This window comes from Aminobacter sp. LjRoot7 (assembly GCF_964252895.1).
GTDB classification, from domain to species: domain Bacteria; phylum Pseudomonadota; class Alphaproteobacteria; order Rhizobiales; family Rhizobiaceae; genus Aminobacter; species Aminobacter aminovorans_B.
Genome location: NZ_CAXUPX020000001.1, coordinates 212,648 through 229,902 on the forward strand (window position 1 = coordinate 212,648; position 17,255 = coordinate 229,902).

Genomic DNA, 17,255 nt, shown 5'->3' on the forward strand with positions numbered 1-17,255 from the left:
ACGTATGACACTCGAAAACGCTATCGCGCGTTTGAACTACAAGCAGCACGTGCTCGAACCGGGCCATGTCTGGCTGGCCGGCGCCGGTCCTGGCGATCCCGGCCTGTTGACGCTCGATGTCCTGTCGGCGCTGGCCCAGGCCGATGCGCTGGTGCATGATGCGCTGGTTTCGCCCGAGATCGTTGCGGTTGCCGAGCAGGCGGAAAAATTCTTCGTCGGCAAGCGCGGCGGCCGGCTGTCGATCCCGCAGGGCGACATCAATGCCCTTCTGGTCAAGCTGGCGCGCGAGGGCCGCAAGGTCGTGCGGCTCAAGGGCGGCCATCCTTTCGTTTTCGGGCGTGGTGCCGAAGAAGCGCTGGTGCTGACCCGAGAGAACATTCCCTGGCGCGTGCTTTCGGGCATCACCTCGGCCTTCGGCGGCCTCTCCTCCGCAGGCATTCCGGCCACCATGCGCGGCGTCAACGGCGCGATCATCCTCGCCACCGGCTTTGCCGCCGTCAGCGACGACCGGCCCGACTGGGCCGCCCTGGCCCGCACCGGCCAGCCCATCGTCATCTATATGGGCCTGACCCACATGGCCGAGACGGTGACGGAGCTTCTGCGCGGCGGATTGTCGACCGACACGCCTGCAGCCTTTGTCGAGAACGCCTCGACGCCGGAGGAACGCACGGTCACCGCCACGCTCGGCACACTGGTTGCCACCGCCGAGCGCGAAAAGGTCGTCTCGCCGGCCCTCATCGTCGTTGGCGGCATCGTCTCGCTGCGCGCCGAACTCATGGGGCAAAAGTGACGGCGCGCGGCCTCATCATCGGCGCCCCGCGCTCGGGCTCGGGCAAGACCAGCGTAACAATTGGCCTGCTGCGCGCGCTCGCGCGGCGCGGCATCAAGGTACGTGGCGCGAAATCGGGGCCGGACTACATCGATCCCGGCTTCCACGCCGCAGCCACCGGCCGTCCAGGCGTCAATCTCGACAGCTGGGCCATGGCGCCGTCGCTGCTCAACGCATTGGCCGCCGATGCATCGGCCGAAGCCGAGATGGTGATCCTCGAAAGCGCCATGGGCCTGTTCGACGGCATCCCCGCGGAGATAGGCCGCTCGGGTGCGGCTGCCGATCTCGCCCGCCTCTACGGCTTGCCGGTGCTTCTGGTGCTCGACGTCTCCGGCCAGTCGCAGACAGCGGCCGCCATCGCCAAGGGTTTTGCCACCTACGACCCCGATGTCCGTATCGCGGGCGTGGTGCTCAACAGGCTCGGCAGCGACCGTCACCGCAAGCTTGCCGGCGACGCCATCGAGGCGCTCGGTCTGCCCGTCGTCGGCGCCATCCTGCGCGACCCGACCTTGTCCATTCCAGAACGCCACCTCGGCCTCGTCCAGGCCGAAGAGCATGCCGACCTCTTCGCCCATATCGAAAAGCTCGCCGACATGGTCGAGCGCTCGCTCGACCTCGACGCGATCATCAAACTGGCGACGCCGCTGGCGCCCACAGCTGGCGACCAATCCTTCGCCCTGCCGCCACCCGGACAGCGCATCGCGCTCGCCCAGGATGCCGCCTTCACCTTCCTTTACCCGCATCTCGCCGCCCACTGGCGCGCCATGGGCGCGGAGCTGGTGCCGTTCTCGCCGCTCGCCGACCAGGCGCCCGACGCCACCTGCGACATCTGCTGGCTGCCGGGCGGATATCCCGAGTTGCATCCCGGCCGCCTCGCCGCAGCCGGCACCTTCCTTTCCGGCACGCGCCGTTTTGCGGAAACGAAGCCTGTTCATGGCGAGTGCGGTGGCTTCATGGTGCTCGGCCGCTCCATCGAGGACGGCGACGGTGTCACCCACGATATGCTCGGCCTGCTCGGCCATGCCACCAGCTTCGCCAAGCGCAAGATGAACCTCGGCTATCGCCAGGCCACGCTTTCCGCGCCCTGCCCGCTCGGCGGCACTGGCAGCGTCGTAAGGGGCCATGAGTTCCACTACGCCCAGACGGTTGTTGCAGGCGACGATACGCCACTGGGCGAACTGGCCGATGGCCAGGGCAAGCCGCTCGGCAGCTTCGGCGGCCGGCGCGGCCATGTTACCGGCACCTTCTTCCACGCGATCGCTCGAGGTTGAGACGATGACGCCGGCGACGATCTTCGACGACATCCGCCTCGGCCTCGTCTTCTTCACCCGCCTGCCGCTGCCGCATTTCGAGGCCAGGGATCGTTCGCTCGCGGACGCCATCTGGACTGCGCCGCTCGTCGGCTTCGTCGTGGCGGTCCTGGCCTGGCTCGTCTTCGCTGCCGGACATGCCCTCGGCCTCGCCGATGGGCCGGCTGCCGCAATGGCCATCGCCGCCGCCATGCTGGTCACCGGGTGCCTGCATGAGGACGGCCTGTCGGACACATCAGACGGCTTCGGTGGTGGACGCACGCGCGAGCGCAAGCTCGAAATCATGCGCGACAGCCGCATCGGCAGCTATGGCGCGGCAGCGCTCATGCTCTCGATCCTCGCCCGCTGGAATGCCATCACCGAAATCGAAGACCCCACCCCTGTTTTCGCCACCCTCGTCGCCGCTCATGTCGGCTCGCGCGCATTGATCCCCGCCTTCATGCGCCACCTGCCCCAGGCGCGCGTCGACGGTCTTGCCGCCGGCGTCGGCACAGTCGCCGACGGGGCTGTAGTCGCCGCCCTCGCCATCGGCGCCATCGGCCTGCTGTTCCTCGGGCTCAAGGGCGCGGTCGTCGCGGCGTTGTGCCTCGCCATCCTCTTCTTCACCTTCAGAAAGCTCTGCCTCGCCCAGATCGGCGGCCAGAGCGGCGACACCATCGGCGCCCTGCAGCAACTGGCCGAAATCGCCCTGCTGTTTGTCGCATCCGCCATCCTTGCTTGATTCTGTTTTGGAGTATTCACTGCCATGACCTTCAAATCGCTCGATGAATTGCGCAAAGCTTGCCTCGACCTGCCCGCCGGCAACGACGCTGCGGCGGATGCCGTCGCCCGCCGACAGGACACGCTAACCAAGCCGCGCGGCAGTCTCGGCAAGCTCGAACAGATCGCCGCTTGGCTCGGCCGCTGGCAGGGCCGCGAGATGCCGAGGCTCGACAAGGTCAAGGTCATCGTCTTTGCCGGCAACCATGGCGTCACCGCCCAGGGCGTGTCCGCCTACCCATCCGAGGTGACGGTGCAGATGGTGGCTAATTTTGCTGGCGGCGGTGCTGCCATCAACCAGCTCGCCCGCCTTGCCGGGGCCGAACTCGCGGTCATCCCGCTCGAGCTCGATCGCCCCACGGGCGACTTCACCCAGACTGCGGCCATGGACGAAGCCGATTTCCTCGCCGCCGTCTCCATCGGCTATGACGCGGTGACACCGGATCTCGACCTCGTCTGCTTCGGCGAGATGGGAATCGGTAACACCACCCCTGCAGCGGCGATCGCCGCAGGCCTGTTCGGTGGCAACGGCCGCCAGTGGGCCGGCCGTGGCACCGGCGTCGACGACCAGGGCCTGTCCCGCAAGTTCGCCGCCATCGATGCCGGCCTTGCCCGTCATGCCGCCACGCTCGCCGACCCGCTGGCCGTAGCCGCCAATCTCGGCGGCCGCGAACTCGCCGCCATCCTCGGCGCCACGCTGGCCGCGCGCCACCACAACGTGCCCGTCCTGCTCGATGGCTTCGTCGTCACGGCGGCAGCAGCCCCCTTGGCAAAACTCCACCCCGAAGGCCTCGCCCACACGCTGTCGGCCCACGTCTCTGCGGAGGCCGGTCATCGACAGCTGCTCGAAGCCCTTCAGCTCGCGCCGTTGCTCGACATGGGCATGCGGCTGGGCGAAGGCTCGGGCGCTTGCCTCGCCGTCAATCTCGTCCGCTCAGCGCTGGAATGCCACGCTCGCATGGCAAGCTTCGCCGAGGCCGGAGTCACCGACAAATAGTTGGGCATTCCGCGAGAGGCCGGTCACGAAACTCACAACTGGAAATCGATTTCTTCATTTGGCAAAAAGATAGAAGAAAATTCTTCATACAAGCGCAGAGGCAATCCGCCTCTGCCTCCACCTGAAACAGGCCCCCGGCTATCTTGCGGCAAAGTTTAGTCATTTGCCGCTTGTCTCAGGAGAATGCCCCCATGAAACGTTTCCTTCTCGTCGGCGTAGCACTCGCCGCCATTCTCGCCGGCCCGCTGCAGGCGTCCGCCGCCGACAAGCTGCTCAATGCTTCCTACGACGTCGCCCGCGAACTGTTCGCCGCCGAGAATGCCGCCTTCATCGCCAAGAACCCGGGCGTTACAGTCGACCAGTCGCATGCCGGCACCTCAAAGCAGGCCCGCGCTATCGTCGAAGGACTTGAGGCCGACGTCGTCACCTTCAACCAGGTCACCGACATCGAATTCCTGGTCAAGAACGGCTTTGTATCAGACGACTGGAAGCAGGATTTCGCCAACCAGGCCTCGCCCTTCTATTCACTGCCGTCCTTCCTCGTCCGCGCCGGCAACCCCAAGGGCATTAAGGACTGGTCCGACCTGGTCCGCGACGACGTGAAGGTCATCTTCCCCAATCCGAAGACCTCGGGCAATGCGCGCTACACCTATCTGGCGGCTACCGCCTACGCCAAGGAAGCGTTCAAGGGCGACGAGGCCAAGGTCAAGGAGTTCGTGACAAAACTATTCGACAACGTGCCGGTGTTCGACACCGGCGGCCGCGCCGCCACCACCACCTTCGTCGAGCGCAACATCGGCGACGTTTTGATCACCTTCGAGGCCGAGACCCGCTCGATCGCCAAGGAATACGGTTCCGACAAGGTCGAGAGCGTCATTCCCTCCGTCAGCCTGCTCGCCGAATTCCCGGTCGCCATCGTCGACAAAGTCGTCGACAAGCACGGCTCGCGTGATCTGGCAAAGTCCTACCTCGATTTCCTCTACACGGCCGAAGGCCAGCGCATCGCCGCCCAGCACGGCAACCGCGTCCACGAGCCGTCGGTTGCCGCCGAATTCAAGGACCAGTTCCCCGAAGTTCGCCTCGTCACTGTGGAAGATGTCTTCGGCGGCTGGGACAAGGTGCAGAAGGAACATTTCGGTTCCGGCGGCCTGCTCGAAGAGATTTACGGCGAGCGTTGACCGCAAGCCTTCATTGCTATTGAGAATTGGGAAGCCGGCCATGCCGGCTTTCCGCATTGTTGTATCCGGGAAGGCATTTCAGTGGCGCGCCGCATTCTGCCGGGGTTTCCCCTGGCACTGGGGATAACCCTCGTCTACGTCTCGATCATCGTCGTGCTGCCGCTCGGCGCGCTGGTCTTCAAGGCGGCCAGCCTCGGCTTCGAGGATTACTGGCGCATCGTCTCGTCGCCGCGCGCGGTCGCCAGCTATCGGGTCACGGCTCTTTCGGCGCTCGCTGCCACCGCCTTCAACCTTGTCTTCGGCATGGCGCTGGCCTGGGTGCTAGTGCGCTACCGCTTCCCCGGCCGACGCTTTATCGACGCGCTCGTCGACTTGCCCTTCGCGCTGCCGACCGCTGTCGCCGGTATCGCACTGACCACGCTGTTTGCCGAAAATGGCTGGTTCGGCGCGGTGCTTGCCCAGGCCGGCATCAAGGTCGCCTACACCCCGCTCGGCATCATGGTCGCCATGGCCTTCACCAGCCTGCCCTTCATCGTCCGCACGGTGCAGCCGGTGCTGGAAGACCTCGATCCAGCACTTGAGGAAGCAGCCCAGACGCTCGGCGGCAGCGACCGGTCGATCTTCCTGCGCGTGATCCTGCCACTGCTGGCACCGGCGCTGCTCGCCGGCCTGTCGCTTTCCTTCGCCCGCAGCCTCGGCGAGTTCGGCGCCATCATCTTCATCGCCGGCAACCAGCCAATGTCCACCGAGATCACCGCCCTGCTCGCCTTCATCCGGCTCGAGGAATATGACTACCAGGCCGCCGCGGCGATCGCCTCGGTGCTGCTTATCACTGCTTTCCTGATGCTCGCCATCACCAACATCCTGCAGGCGCGTGCCCTGCGCTACACAGCGAGGGGCTGAGATGAGCGCTCCCGTCAAAGGCCGCCCGCCCCGCGTCGGCGACGCGCCGGCCTTCCGCCGCGCCCTCATCGGCATCGTGCTGACGCTGGTCGCGATCGTCATCGTCGCGCCACTTGTCGTCATCGGCTACCAGGCCTTCTCGCAAGGAATCGCCGTCTATGCCGCCGCGATCGCCCATCCCGACACGCTGCACGCCATCGGGCTGACTGTGGTCACCGCACTCATCGCCGTGCCCATCAACACCGCCTTCGGCGTTGCCGCAGCCTGGGCGATCACCAAATTCGATTTCTGGGGTCGCCGCTTCCTGCTGGTGGTCATCGAGATCCCGTTCTCCATCTCGCCCATCGTCGCCGGCGTCGCCTATCTCTTCGTCTACGGCTTGCAGGGCCTGTTCGGCCCGGCGCTGGAGCAGGCAGACATCAAGATCCTGTTCGCCCTGCCCGGCATCGTGCTCGCCTCGATGTTCGTCACCGCTCCCTTCGTTGCCCGCGAGCTGATCCCGCTGATGCAGGCGCAGGGACGCGATCTGGAAGAAGCAGCAACCTCACTCGGCGCCTCCGGCTGGCGCACTTTCTTCTCGGTCACCCTGCCCAACATCCGCTGGGCACTGCTCTATGGCGTGGTGCTGTGCAATGCGCGCGTCATGGGCGAGTTCGGCGCCGTATCGGTGGTGTCAGGCAATATCCGCGGCCAGACCAACACGCTGCCGCTGCATATCGAACTGCTCTATCACGACTACCAGACCGCGGGCGCCTTCGCCGCTGCCTCCATCCTGGCCCTGCTCGCTGTCGTCACCCTCGTTGCCAAGGTGCTGCTCGAGCGCCAGGGCGCCGGCCGCGCCCGTCGCCGCCCTGCACTCGCAGCACCGGTGGCCGCCCCCAAAACCGCTTCCGCTGAGGTTTCGTCATGAATATCCGCCTCGACAACGTCGTGAAGACCTTCGAGACCTTCCGCGCCGTCCACGGTGTGTCGCTCGAAATCGAAAGCGGCGAACTGGTCGCCCTGCTCGGGCCCTCCGGTTCGGGCAAAACTACGATCCTGCGCATGGTCGCTGGCCTCGAATATGCCGATGCCGGCCACATCTATTTCGGCGACGAGGATGCCACCGACATTCCGGTGCGCGACCGTGGCGTCGGTTTCGTCTTCCAGCACTATGCGCTGTTCCCGCATATGACTGTCGCCGAGAATATCGCATTCGGCATGAAGATCTCGAAGCAGCGCCGCGACAAGGCAGCGATCGACGCCCGCGTCGCCGATCTGCTGCGCCTCGTCCAGCTCGAAGGCCTGTCAGAGCGTTTCCCCGGCCAGATCTCGGGCGGCCAGCGCCAGCGCGTCGCCCTTGCGCGTGCACTTGCCGTCGATCCCAAGGTGCTATTGCTCGACGAGCCCTTCGGCGCGCTTGACGCCAATGTCCGCCGCGACCTTCGCCGCTGGCTGCGCGAGATCCATCAGGAGCTCGGTATCACCACGCTGTTCGTCACCCACGACCAGGAAGAAGCGCTCGACCTCGCCGACCGCGTCGTCATCCTCGACAAGGGCCAGATCGTCCAGCAGGGCACGCCCGAAGAGGTCTGCCGCAATCCCGCATCCGCCTTCGTCATGAATTTCCTCGGCGATACCAACCGCATTTCCGCAGCCGTCGCCGGCGGCATAGCCCGCCTTGGCGAGGCACAGATTCCTGCCCCCGGCTTCGCTGACGGCCCGGTCGAAATCTTCCTGCGCCCGAGCGATCTCGGCTGGAGCAGCAGCGGCGCCGGCATCCCCGCGACAGTCGCCCGCGTCATCGACCGGCCTGCCGGACGGCGCATTCTGGCGCTGACGGCGTCAGGTGAAGCCGTCGAACTCGACGTCGCGCCTGAAACCCAGGTCAGTGCCCGCGAGCAGGGCATCATCACCATCGAACGCGCCAGGGTCTACGCGGCAGGCTGATTCTGCCGAAAATGGGGTCAAAACCCGCAAAACTTACGGAAAATCAACGCGTTTCGGCTTGTATATCAAGTCTGTGGAATTTATCTCTGGTGAAGGCCGGAATGCGATGGGGACGAATCGTTATCCTCGGCAAGCAACCTCACGCTGCGACAGGCAGCAGGAAGCCGATGACACGCGTTCGCCATGCTGACTAAAAAAGGCAAATACGGCCTCAAGGCCCTCGTTCACCTATCCCAACTGCCCGCCGGCCAGCTCGCTTTCGTCGGCGACATCGCGACCGCCAACAAGATTCCGAAAAAGTTTCTCGACGCGATCCTTGGCGAACTCCGCAATGCCGGTTTCGTCCAGAGCCGCAAGGGCAAGGACGGCGGCTACCGCCTCGCCAAGCCTGCCGCCGAGATCAAGATCGGCCATGTCGTGCGCGTGCTCGACGGCCCGCTGGCACCGATCCCTTGTGCCAGCCGGACCCAGTACCAGCCCTGTGACGACTGCGACGAAGCGACCTGCCAGATCAGGCACATGATGCTCGAGGTCCGCCAGGCGATTGCCGGCGTGCTCGACAATCGCAGCCTGGCCCAGGTGCGGGACGCCGCCAATGACGACATTCTGAGCGACGCCCTGAATCACGCCTGACCGTGCCGATCAGACAATGCGGCGCAGCACCACCGGCCGCTTGCGCAAATGGGTCGGCGCGGGATCATGGCGGCGAAATGCCTTGCGCAACGACGGTATGACCTGACGCCCGAAGGCCTCGACCGTTTCGGCGTCGTCGAGCCCGTGAACGATGAAATCGCTGACGCCGAGTTCGACAAAGCCGGCAAGCACAGAAACGACGTGCTCCGGCTCGCCCGTCAGCTGCCAATCCTGCTGTCCGCCTTCGCCAGCCTGCACATGGCCGGCATGCACTGGCCCGACATGCACCGGCAAAGAGAAGCGGACGCGCTGGGCTCGGCCGAAGGGCTCAGCCGCAACCCTCACGCGTTCGATCAGCCGCAACGTGTCGTCGAAGCCGCCTACCGGCAACTCGAACCTGTCAGCGTGCCGGCCTGCGATCTTGAGCGCCGTGCCCGACAATCCGCCGAGCTGCAGCGGGATCACGGCTCCGTCAGCTGCCTTCATTGGCACGAAACCACCATGGATGCGGTAGAACAGGCCCTCATGGTCGAAGGGCTGCGCATTGCTCCATAGCCGCTTGAGCAGCATCAGATATTCGTCGGTGCGCCCCAGCGTGGCGACGAGGCCGCTGTCGTCATTGGTTTCGCGCAGGTCGCGGCTTGGCGGCACCCGCAATGCCAGCCGGCCCGAGCCGATCTGGTCGAAGGCCGCAAACTGCCGGGCGGCCACCACGGGCGCCACGATTCCAGGCCAATGGGAAACAAGCACACCGATCGACTGCGTGCTGCGCAGCGCAAGCGACGCCAGGTCCATATTGGCAAGCAGGCCGCCCATGTCGTCGATGAGAACGCGATCGAAACCCGCCCTTTCGAGCTGACGCAGCCTCTGCACGGCAACCGCCGTGTCTGAAAAGAAGGAAGAGTGAAGTTCGTCCTTGTCGGCAACGCCGCCCGGGCAATGGGTGAAGTCGATCTGCATCGCAAACTCCTTCATCTTGTCAGGAACAGTTATTGGCGCCGCCCGCGCCGGTTCACGCGCTACTCTGGAAAACCTTCTTCAGTTGGGTTGAGACAACATGGCGTGCCCGCCTCCGGGCACGGTGGTCCTAGTGGACCAGGCCGACGACGACGGCCGCGGTGAAGCCGAACGACACCGTGAAGAACAGATATGACGCGATCTGCGCAATGCTGGCGGGCTTGCCCGCTGCAGCTGCCGTCTCGCCGACGCGGCTGTTCGAGAGATACTGGGTCTGTGCCATCGCAATCTCCATCATGCCGTTAGTCTATAAAATTAATAGACTTTGTCGATTGCTAATTTTGGCGAGATTGTGGAACGGCTTTGCCCGGCTACAGCCAGCGGGAGCAATTTTTCCCTTGCGAGGGTGATCTGCCGACAATGGAGCGAGCACTCCAGCGCCGCTGCGGCAGAACCGCATGAACTTAATAAAACAGTTCAAGAACATATAGTTATGAGAAAAAATGCCTTCCCAAAACTCAAGTTTGGGCCGGCATCTGCGACATACAGTAGGCAAAAAATGTCCCGAAGGCACCATCGGCACCTTCGGGACAGGATGGAATACAGCTAGCCGGCTCAGTAATAGCCGCGCGGGCATTCTGCCAGATAGGTGCGGCCATAGCGGTCGCGATAGCGGCAGCGGTTCGGCTCGTTGGCCCGGCCGATCAGGGCGCCGGCAACGGCACCGACGGCGCCACCGACAAGCGCGCCTTCAGCCCGGTTTCCGGGTGCGGCAACGGCACTGCCGATCGCCGCGCCGCCAAGACCGCCAATGGCTGCACCCTGTTCGGTCTGCGAGCAGGCTGCCAGCGGCACCAGAAGTGCAATACTCAATACGAGTTTCATCATCACCAATAACTCCCGAAAAAGTGTCCCCACCGCCCCTACAATGCGCGGCGGCGAAAAACGATCCATCGCGCCTCTCCAGCGCGTGGACCACAGAGTCCCTTCAACCCAAGGAATGCCAAGGTATTCGGGCAGCATTCGGGCAGGCGTTTGCGCATTGGTAACGCCAGGTTTGGCAGGCTAGGCCCAACACTGTCCGATTCGTTTCCTTCAGGGTCCGCCATGAACAAGGCCGCCGCCTCATTTGCCCTCGTTGCCGTACTGGCCGCCTCGCTGATGGCGCTCAGCCTTGCTGTCGCGCGCCATGGCTACCCCTTCGGCGTCATCGGCGTGAAGCGCCTTGACGGCATCGCTAGCGCCGACACCTTCATGCCGCTGGCGGCGATCTACTTCTTCGCAGCGATGCTGATGATGATCCTGCCGCTCAAGGCGGCGAGCATCGTCCTGCTCAATGCCGCCGATACGATCCACTGGGTCGTCATCGCCCTGTTCGCCACCATCGTCGGCTGCTTGGCTGCCCGCTGGGTTTTCGGTCAGTCAAGCGCCCCTTGGGCCCTGCTTGACTGGCGCTTCCTGTTTGTCGCCGCTATCGTCGGCTGCCATGTCGCGATGAACGAGCTCCGCCGCAACGTGCTCTTGCGCAGCCTGTTCTTCGCCCTCTTCGGCCTGGCCACGCTTGCCTGCCTGTTCTGGTCGTTCCGGATCTGAGGCAGCGCAGGGCCGACCGGAGATAGGAATCCAAGCAGGTTCAACCCAGTTGAAGTAACAGTCACAGCGGTCTGAATATTTGGAGAAGAAGTGGTGGGTGCGACAGGGATCGAACCTGTGACCCGCTGATTAAGAGTCAGCTGCTCTACCAACTGAGCTACGCACCCACTCGCGACCGGTGAACCGACCGTGGCCGGCATATAGCCATACCATCCGATACTGTCCACCCATGATCGGCAAGAAAGATGCGGCAATCGACGAACACACGCGATTGCCTGTGCAAAGCCATGGCGGCGCTGGACCTGGACAAGGAAAGCGACCATCCGCCTGCGCCAAGATTGCGCGGCGTTCAGTATTCAGCGATGAAGAGAAAGAAGTGGTGGGTGCGACAGGGATCGAACCTGTGACCCGCTGATTAAGAGTCAGCTGCTCTACCAACTGAGCTACGCACCCACTCGCGACCGGTGAACCGACCGTGGCCGGCATATAGCCAAGGCATTTTCACCTGTCCACCCCACCGGCCGCTTTTTCTTTCAGTCGGCAAAAATAGCTGGGTCAAACCAGCAGAACGCCCTCGGCCACCCTCACGGCATGTCCACCAATGCGCGCGGAAACCAAGCTGCCCCCCGAAACCTCGAGCTCCAGCCTAATCCTGGAGGGCCGGCCCATCTCGATGCCCTGCTCGATCCAGAATCGCTGCGCGCCGTCGGTCGGCCTGTCGAACTCCATGATCGCCCCCGCAAAGGCGGCTGCCGCCGAACCTGTCGCCGGATCTTCGTAGGATGGGCTGCCGGGAACGATCATCCTCGCGTGGAAGGCGTTTTCGTGCCCCACCGTCTCGCGGCAATAGACATAGGCGCTGGCCACCGCCGAGTCGTTCTTGCGCGGCGAAAAGGTGAACCAGGCTTCGTTGTCGAATCGAATCCTCGCCGCAACCTTGGTGTCCGCCACCGGCACGGTGATGTAGGGCACGCCCGCAGACCACAGCGACACACGATGGTTTTCAAAGCCGATCTCGTGTGGCGCAAGTCCAAGGGCGGCGGCAACCGCATCGGTGCTGGCCGCCAGCGGCATTGGTTCCGGCAGCTTCGGCAGGTCGAATTCGGCAAACAGGCTGTCGCCGACCTTGTTCACAGCACAGCGCACCAGGCCGATATTCTCTTCGAGGACAAAAATGCCGGCAAGATCATTGCCTTGCGCCATCTCGGTCAGCGCGATCGCCGTGCCGACGGTCGGGTGACCGGCAAACGGCATCTCGTAGTCGGGCGTGAAGATGCGCACCCGTGCCTTGTGCTTCGGGCTTTCCGGCGGCAGCACGAAGGAGGTCTCCGACAGGTTGAACTCCCTGGCGATGGCCTGCATCTGCGCCGTGCTCAACCCCTTGGCATCGACGACCACGGCGAGCGGGTTGCCAGCAAGCCTGTTTTCGGTGAAGACATCATAGACAAAATACTTGCGTCCGCCCGTCATGTTTGTTCCTTCTGCGCCGGCAACATGAGCGAAATTTAATTTGAATTTCGGGACCACTCAGCCGATCTGTGATTTTAAAGCATGATCGCCAAACTGGCATCCCGGTTTCAAACAAGATCATGCTCGATCGAACCAGCTTAGAGCAGGCTCTAGGCGGATTTTCTGGGACCATCGAAAGGGTCTGGCTTGGACCAGCTGACAAACCGCCCGCAACCGGCGAGCACGCCATCGATAGAGGCGGCCCTTGGCCTCGACGGCAACGGCCGCGCCACGCGCCGCCGTCGCGGCTGGCTCTGGCTGCTGGTGGCGCTCGTCGCAGCGGCTTGCGCCTATGCCGGCTATTCCTGGTTCTCAGCGCCTTCCGAGAAGCTGGTCTACACCACCCAGGCCGCCGAGATCGGCGACCTGACCGTCGAGGTGTCGGCGACCGGCAACCTGCAGCCCCTCACCCAGGTCGACATTTCGAGCGAATTGTCGGGCGTCGTCCGCTCGGTCGCGGTGGTCGAAAACCAGCAGGTCAAGAAAGGCGACGTGCTCGCCTCCCTCGACACGACCAGGCTTTCCGCCCAGATCGAGCGTGCCCAGGCGTCCGCCAAGGCTGCCGCCGCCAAGGTTGAAGACACGCGCACCACCTTGTCGCAGAATGCCCAGGCGCTCACCCGCGCCCAGGAGCTGGCGAAGCGCGGCATGGCCACCACCCAGGCGCTGGAAGCCGCCACCGCCGAACGCGACCGGGCCCAGAGCGCGCTCGACATGGCCGAGGCCAACCTCGCCATCTCGGAAGCCGACCTCAAGCTGCAGCAGGCCGACCTTGCCAAGAGCACGATCTATGCCCCCATCGATGGCGTGGTGCTGACGCGCTCGGTCAATCCGGGCCAGACGGTGGCATCCTCGATGCAGGCGCCGGTGTTGTTCGTGCTCGCCGCCGACCTGTCCCAGATGGAGCTCAAGGCGGCCGTCGACGAGGCCGACATCGGTTCGGTGGCAAAGGGGCAGAATGCCCGCTTCACCGTCGATGCTTTTCCCGACCGCAGCTTCAAGGCGACGATCCGCGATATCGCTTATGCCGCGGTCACGACCGACGGCGTGGTCACCTACAATGCCTGGCTCGAAGTCGCCAATGACGAGCTGCTGCTGCGTCCGGGCATGACGGCGACGGTGTCTATCGTCACCCGTGAGGCGAAGGGTGTGCTGACCGTGCCGGCCACCGCTTTCCGCTACCGCCCCGCGCCTGTTGCACGCGGCGGCGGCTTCAGCCTGCAGAACCTGTTCCTCGGCCGCCCCAACCGCGGTCCGACCGACCGTAGCCGCCCGGCCTCGACACCGACCGACGGCTTGCGCACGCTCTATGTGCTCAAGAACGGCGCGCCGGTCGCGGTCAGGGTCAAGACCGGCTCCACCGACGGCGACCGCACCGAGATCGTCTCCGCGCTTTCCGCCGGCGATGCGGTCATCACCGCCTCGTCGTCCGCCAGGGCCAATTGAGCCCAATCATGGACATCGCGCCGCTCATCGTCTTCGACAAGGTCTGGAAGACCTACGGCCAGGGCGAGGCCGAGGTGCGTGCGCTCGCCGGCATCGACCTGGCCATCGGCCAGGGCGAATTCGTCGCCATCATGGGCCCGTCGGGCTCAGGCAAGTCGACGGCGATGAACATCGTCGGCTGCCTCGATACGCCGACCTCCGGCCGCTACGGCTTCATGGGCACCGACGCCGGCCGGCTCGACCGCAACCGCCGCGCCGTGTTGCGCAATCTCTACATCGGCTTCGTCTTCCAGGGCTACAACCTGCTGCCGCGCACCACCGCTGTGGAGAACGTCGAGCTGCCGTTGATCTATCGCGGCGCAGCCGCGCATGAGCGGCGCGCGCTGGCCATGCAAGCCCTCGCCGAGGTTGGCCTCGAGGGCCGTGAGCACCACACGCCCGCCGAACTGTCCGGTGGTCAGCAGCAGCGCGTGGCGATCGCGCGCGCCATCGTCACCCGGCCCACCCTTCTTGTTGCCGACGAGCCGACTGGCAATCTCGACACCGCCCGCAGTCATGAGATCATGGAGTTGCTGACGCTGCTCAACCAGGAGCACGGGCTCACCATCGTCATGGTCACCCACGAGGCCGATATCGCCGCCTATGCCGGCCGTACCATCGCCTTCCGCGACGGCCACGTCGCTTCCGACACCAGAAAGCTGGAGGCGGTGTAAGTCATGATCTGGGAGACCGTGCGCCTCGCCCTGCGTTCCGTCCGCCGCAACGCGCTACGCTCGTTCCTGACGCTTCTCGGCATCGTCATCGGCGTCGCCGCCGTCATCGCCATGCTGACGATTGGCAGCGGCACCACCGAGAAGGTCAAGGCCGACATTTCGCAACTCGGCAGCAATCTTCTGATCGTCCGCGCCGGCCGCCCCGCAGCACCCGGCTCGGGCCCGCAGCAGACGATCCGCCAGCTCGGCGACAAGGAGGTCGCAGCCCTCACCGCCCATCTCGAAGGTGTGCGCGCGGTTTCGCCGGCGTCGCAGAAACAGGTGCGCGTGGTCTTCGGCACCGAGAGCCTGACGTCTTCGATCACGGGCACCGACAACGCCTATCTCGACGCCCGCGACTGGAAAGTCGCATCGGGCCGGTCGTTCAGCGAGTCCGAGGTGCGCGGCGGCATCAATGTCTGCCTGATCGGCGAAACCGTGCGCCAGCAGTTCTTTGGCGCCGGCGACCCTGACGGTGCCGCCGTCCGCGTCGGCCGCGTCAGCTGCAAGGTCATCGGCTTGCTAGAGCCGAAGGGTTATTCCGGCTTCGGCCAGGACCAGGACAATGTCGTGCTGATGCCGCTTCAGGCGTTCCAGCGCCGCATCGCCGGCAACCGCGACATCGACAACATCTATGTCGCCGCCGATGACGTGACGCCGACCTCGGTCGTCCAGACCCGCATCGAGGACATCATGCGCGACGTCAGGCGCGTCACAGCCGACCGCGAAGACGATTTTGCGGTCCGCGACATGACCCAGATCGCCGATGCGATGGCCAGCGCCACCGCCACCATGACCGGCATGCTCGGCGCGGTCGCCGGCGTCAGCCTGCTCGTCGGCGGCATCGGCATCATGAACATCATGCTGGTGTCGGTTACCGAACGCACCCGCGAGATCGGCATCCGTCTCGCCATCGGCGCGCATGAGAAGCACATCCTCATCCAGTTCCTGGTCGAGGCAACCGTGCTGTCGCTGCTTGGCGGGCTGATCGGCATCGCCATCGGCCTGGCGCTGGCGGGTGCCGCCTCGCTGGCGCTGTCGATCCCGTTTGCGCCAAGCTTGGCAGTGGTCCTACTTGCCGTCGGCTTCTCGGCGCTGATCGGCATGGTCTTCGGCTTCTTCCCGGCGCTGCGCGGCGCGCGCCTCGACCCGATCGAGGCGCTCAGGCACGAATAACCGGGGCTACTCCTTCAGCAGCGTGTTTGCCGTGCCTTCCTCGACTTGATCGATGACCAGCAGCTTGACCGGCTCGGCACCGACATTTGCTCCCTGATGCCACGCGCCGATCATCTCGACGATGAAATCGCCCTTCTTGTAGCTGGTGCTCTTGCCGGTTTCGGCGTTGGTCACCTGCAGCTGGCCCTCGAGCACATAGGCGTAGCGCGCCGACGGGTGCATGTGCACCGGCAGCGAGGCGCCGGGCGGGATCTCGAAGGACGAGACCAGCACCTGAACGTTCTTCTGCGGCAGCACGATCGGCTGCCCGTTCGCCGTCACCGTCGTCGATGCCAATGGCGTCACGACAACCTTGGCGGCAGGCGTGGTGTCGAGCGCACCGGCAGTACTGCTCTGGAACAGAGCCAGCGCGATGGCGCCCGAAAGAATACTCGCACGTGTAAGAAACCTGGCCATCGAATCCCCCCAAGGTGCCGCAAGAAAACTACGGCAACTTGTGACGCAGCGGCATCGGGCAAGCAAGGACTTCCAGCAATACTTCTCAGGCGCCAGACAGCGACCTCACCCCCTGGAAAAATGCCATTCCACCAGCGCGGGCATATGCGGCATCAAATTGTCGGGCAGATCGTCCATGCCGCGGATGATGACAGGCCCTTCGATCTCGGGCTCCGCATCGGCCGCCACGAAGCGCTCGATGCGCGCAGCCACCTCGTCGGCCGTCTCGGTAAGATGGTAGCAGCGCACGATCGCCGTGCCGGTGTCCCCGGACAGCGCATAACAGCGCTCTTCGCCACTCGCCTCGCCAAGCTCGAGCCCGGTCTCCTCGCGCACCTCGCGCGCCATGTTGTAGTCGAGGTCGACAAGCCCATCGCGAAAGTCCTCCGGCTCGAACGAGCCGGCGGCGAAATAGACTTTTCCCGCATTGACCGTATGCGCGCCCATGCGGATCGCCACCAGCGCATTGTCGCTGGAGATCAGCATGGCGTGCGCGAAGGAATGTTCGGCGCTGGTGATCGGCTTCAGCTTTCGCCACAGCATAAAGGTCGAGAAGCGGACGGCGTGGCAGCGCCCAACAAGCCGGTTGTCGCCATAGGCAAGCTCCGACAGCAGCACCACCGTACCGTCGAACATCGCCGGCGTCAGCGCCTTCTCGGCCGCCCAGTTGGCTGCGATCGCCTCGGCATTGTCGCGCTCGAATGGATGCGGCTCGGCATCGAGACGCACGTCGACGACGTCGATCGGCAGGATCTGGTTGCGCGGAATGTCGAATGCCAAGGAAATCTC

19 protein-coding genes and 2 tRNA genes are annotated in these 17,255 nt (G+C 64.6%); 13 read left to right on the forward strand and 8 right to left on the reverse strand.

Features of this window, described 5'->3' with window-relative positions:
* Positions 1-4: 4 nt before the first annotated feature.
* From cobA to ACSQ3E_RS01090, 9 genes are all read left to right on the forward strand, one after another.
* Positions 5-790, forward strand: coding sequence for a uroporphyrinogen-III C-methyltransferase (gene cobA / locus ACSQ3E_RS01050; RefSeq protein WP_436121263.1), 786 nt, complete (start codon positions 5-7; stop codon positions 788-790).
* Positions 787-2,100 carry a cobyrinate a,c-diamide synthase gene (locus ACSQ3E_RS01055; RefSeq protein WP_436121264.1) on the forward strand — a complete coding sequence of 438 codons (1,314 nt, stop codon included), beginning with the start codon at positions 787-789 and terminating at the stop codon, positions 2,098-2,100. The genes cobA and ACSQ3E_RS01055 overlap by 4 nt, the downstream gene beginning before the upstream one ends.
* A 4-nt stretch (positions 2,101-2,104) precedes the next feature.
* A complete protein-coding gene (locus ACSQ3E_RS01060) occupies positions 2,105-2,860 on the forward strand; it encodes an adenosylcobinamide-GDP ribazoletransferase (protein WP_436121265.1) in 756 nt (251 codons plus the stop codon).
* 24 nt (positions 2,861-2,884) lie between these two features.
* Positions 2,885-3,895: a nicotinate-nucleotide--dimethylbenzimidazole phosphoribosyltransferase gene (cobT, locus tag ACSQ3E_RS01065; RefSeq protein ID WP_436121266.1), complete on the forward strand. Its 1,011-nt coding sequence runs from the start codon at positions 2,885-2,887 to the stop codon at positions 3,893-3,895.
* Between the two features lie 191 nt (positions 3,896-4,086).
* A complete protein-coding gene (gene cysP, locus ACSQ3E_RS01070) occupies positions 4,087-5,073 on the forward strand; it encodes a thiosulfate ABC transporter substrate-binding protein CysP (protein WP_436121267.1) in 987 nt (328 codons plus the stop codon).
* A gap of 81 nt (positions 5,074-5,154) precedes the next feature.
* Entirely contained in the window at positions 5,155-5,976 is an 822-nt protein-coding gene (gene cysT / locus ACSQ3E_RS01075) for a sulfate ABC transporter permease subunit CysT (RefSeq protein WP_436121268.1), read from the forward strand.
* Position 5,977: 1 nt separating this feature from the next.
* Positions 5,978-6,886 (forward strand): sulfate ABC transporter permease subunit CysW, encoded by a 909-nt coding sequence (gene cysW, locus ACSQ3E_RS01080; RefSeq protein ID WP_436121269.1) that lies wholly within the window; start codon positions 5,978-5,980, stop codon positions 6,884-6,886.
* The gene (locus tag ACSQ3E_RS01085) at positions 6,883-7,905 is read left to right on the forward strand and encodes a sulfate/molybdate ABC transporter ATP-binding protein (protein WP_436121270.1); all 1,023 of its coding nucleotides are present in this window, start codon (positions 6,883-6,885) and stop codon (positions 7,903-7,905) included. The genes cysW and ACSQ3E_RS01085 overlap by 4 nt, the downstream gene beginning before the upstream one ends.
* Positions 7,906-8,088: 183 nt before the next feature.
* A complete protein-coding gene (locus ACSQ3E_RS01090) occupies positions 8,089-8,538 on the forward strand; it encodes an RrF2 family transcriptional regulator (RefSeq protein ID WP_115731502.1) in 450 nt (149 codons plus the stop codon).
* 9 nt (positions 8,539-8,547) lie between these two features.
* Here the strand turns inward: ACSQ3E_RS01090 and ACSQ3E_RS01095 are convergent, their stop codons facing one another.
* The 3 genes from ACSQ3E_RS01095 to ACSQ3E_RS01105 form a co-directional block, all read right to left on the reverse strand.
* On the reverse strand, positions 8,548-9,498 hold the full coding sequence (locus ACSQ3E_RS01095; protein WP_436121271.1) for an LLM class flavin-dependent oxidoreductase: 951 nt from the start codon (positions 9,496-9,498) through the stop codon (positions 8,548-8,550).
* Positions 9,499-9,625: 127 nt separating this feature from the next.
* Positions 9,626-9,778, reverse strand: a complete 153-nt coding sequence (locus ACSQ3E_RS01100) for a hypothetical protein (protein WP_184767217.1) — start codon at positions 9,776-9,778, stop codon at positions 9,626-9,628.
* Between the two features lie 332 nt (positions 9,779-10,110).
* A complete protein-coding gene (locus tag ACSQ3E_RS01105) occupies positions 10,111-10,383 on the reverse strand; it encodes a glycine zipper domain-containing protein (protein ID WP_436121272.1) in 273 nt (90 codons plus the stop codon).
* Positions 10,384-10,602: 219 nt separating this feature from the next.
* On the opposite strand from ACSQ3E_RS01105, the gene ACSQ3E_RS01110 reads away from it, so the two are divergent.
* Positions 10,603-11,088 carry a hypothetical protein gene (locus tag ACSQ3E_RS01110; protein ID WP_310317417.1) on the forward strand — a complete coding sequence of 162 codons (486 nt, stop codon included), beginning with the start codon at positions 10,603-10,605 and terminating at the stop codon, positions 11,086-11,088.
* Positions 11,089-11,179: 91 nt separating this feature from the next.
* On the opposite strand, the gene ACSQ3E_RS01115 is transcribed toward ACSQ3E_RS01110, so the two are convergent.
* From ACSQ3E_RS01115 to ACSQ3E_RS01125, 3 genes are all read right to left on the reverse strand, one after another.
* Positions 11,180-11,255 (reverse strand) — tRNA-Lys (locus ACSQ3E_RS01115).
* A gap of 210 nt (positions 11,256-11,465) precedes the next feature.
* Positions 11,466-11,541 (reverse strand) — tRNA-Lys (locus tag ACSQ3E_RS01120).
* Between the two features lie 102 nt (positions 11,542-11,643).
* Positions 11,644-12,558, reverse strand: coding sequence for a PhzF family phenazine biosynthesis protein (locus tag ACSQ3E_RS01125; protein ID WP_436121273.1), 915 nt, complete (start codon positions 12,556-12,558; stop codon positions 11,644-11,646).
* 186 nt (positions 12,559-12,744) lie between these two features.
* On the opposite strand from ACSQ3E_RS01125, the gene ACSQ3E_RS01130 reads away from it, so the two are divergent.
* The 3 genes from ACSQ3E_RS01130 to ACSQ3E_RS01140 are packed head-to-tail and all read left to right on the forward strand — an operon-like array spanning position 12,745 to position 15,971.
* Complete coding sequence (locus tag ACSQ3E_RS01130) at positions 12,745-14,043, forward strand: efflux RND transporter periplasmic adaptor subunit (RefSeq protein WP_436121274.1); 1,299 nt, start codon at positions 12,745-12,747, stop codon at positions 14,041-14,043.
* Positions 14,044-14,051: 8 nt separating this feature from the next.
* Complete coding sequence (locus ACSQ3E_RS01135) at positions 14,052-14,756, forward strand: ABC transporter ATP-binding protein (protein ID WP_310317410.1); 705 nt, start codon at positions 14,052-14,054, stop codon at positions 14,754-14,756.
* Between the two features lie 3 nt (positions 14,757-14,759).
* A complete protein-coding gene (locus ACSQ3E_RS01140) occupies positions 14,760-15,971 on the forward strand; it encodes an ABC transporter permease (protein ID WP_436121275.1) in 1,212 nt (403 codons plus the stop codon).
* 6 nt (positions 15,972-15,977) lie between these two features.
* Here ACSQ3E_RS01140 and ACSQ3E_RS01145 read toward each other — a convergent pair whose 3' ends face one another.
* On the reverse strand, positions 15,978-16,427 hold the full coding sequence (locus tag ACSQ3E_RS01145; RefSeq protein WP_436121276.1) for a cupin domain-containing protein: 450 nt from the start codon (positions 16,425-16,427) through the stop codon (positions 15,978-15,980).
* 105 nt (positions 16,428-16,532) lie between these two features.
* Complete coding sequence (locus ACSQ3E_RS01150; protein WP_436121277.1) at positions 16,533-17,246, reverse strand: hypothetical protein; 714 nt, start codon at positions 17,244-17,246, stop codon at positions 16,533-16,535.
* Between the last annotated feature and the right edge of the window lie 9 nt (positions 17,247-17,255).

Bases quoted from the DNA above. Each gene is read 5' to 3' on its own strand.
- cobA (WP_436121263.1), top strand. From the start codon at position 5: ATGACACTCGAAAACGCTATCGCGCGTTTGAACTACAAGCAGCACGTG.
- ACSQ3E_RS01060 (WP_436121265.1), top strand. From the start codon at position 2,105: ATGACGCCGGCGACGATCTTCGACGACATCCGCCTCGGCCTCGTCTTC.
- cobT (WP_436121266.1), top strand. From the start codon at position 2,885: ATGACCTTCAAATCGCTCGATGAATTGCGCAAAGCTTGCCTCGACCTG.
- cysP (WP_436121267.1), top strand. From the start codon at position 4,087: ATGAAACGTTTCCTTCTCGTCGGCGTAGCACTCGCCGCCATTCTCGCC.
- cysW (WP_436121269.1), top strand. From the start codon at position 5,978: ATGAGCGCTCCCGTCAAAGGCCGCCCGCCCCGCGTCGGCGACGCGCCG.
- ACSQ3E_RS01085 (WP_436121270.1), top strand. From the start codon at position 6,883: ATGAATATCCGCCTCGACAACGTCGTGAAGACCTTCGAGACCTTCCGC.
- ACSQ3E_RS01090 (WP_115731502.1), top strand. From the start codon at position 8,089: ATGCTGACTAAAAAAGGCAAATACGGCCTCAAGGCCCTCGTTCACCTA.
- ACSQ3E_RS01095 (WP_436121271.1), bottom strand. From the start codon at position 9,498: ATGCAGATCGACTTCACCCATTGCCCGGGCGGCGTTGCCGACAAGGAC.
- ACSQ3E_RS01100 (WP_184767217.1), bottom strand. From the start codon at position 9,778: ATGGCACAGACCCAGTATCTCTCGAACAGCCGCGTCGGCGAGACGGCA.
- ACSQ3E_RS01105 (WP_436121272.1), bottom strand. From the start codon at position 10,383: ATGATGAAACTCGTATTGAGTATTGCACTTCTGGTGCCGCTGGCAGCC.
- ACSQ3E_RS01110 (WP_310317417.1), top strand. From the start codon at position 10,603: ATGAACAAGGCCGCCGCCTCATTTGCCCTCGTTGCCGTACTGGCCGCC.
- ACSQ3E_RS01125 (WP_436121273.1), bottom strand. From the start codon at position 12,558: ATGACGGGCGGACGCAAGTATTTTGTCTATGATGTCTTCACCGAAAAC.
- ACSQ3E_RS01135 (WP_310317410.1), top strand. From the start codon at position 14,052: ATGGACATCGCGCCGCTCATCGTCTTCGACAAGGTCTGGAAGACCTAC.
- ACSQ3E_RS01140 (WP_436121275.1), top strand. From the start codon at position 14,760: ATGATCTGGGAGACCGTGCGCCTCGCCCTGCGTTCCGTCCGCCGCAAC.
- ACSQ3E_RS01145 (WP_436121276.1), bottom strand. From the start codon at position 16,427: ATGGCCAGGTTTCTTACACGTGCGAGTATTCTTTCGGGCGCCATCGCG.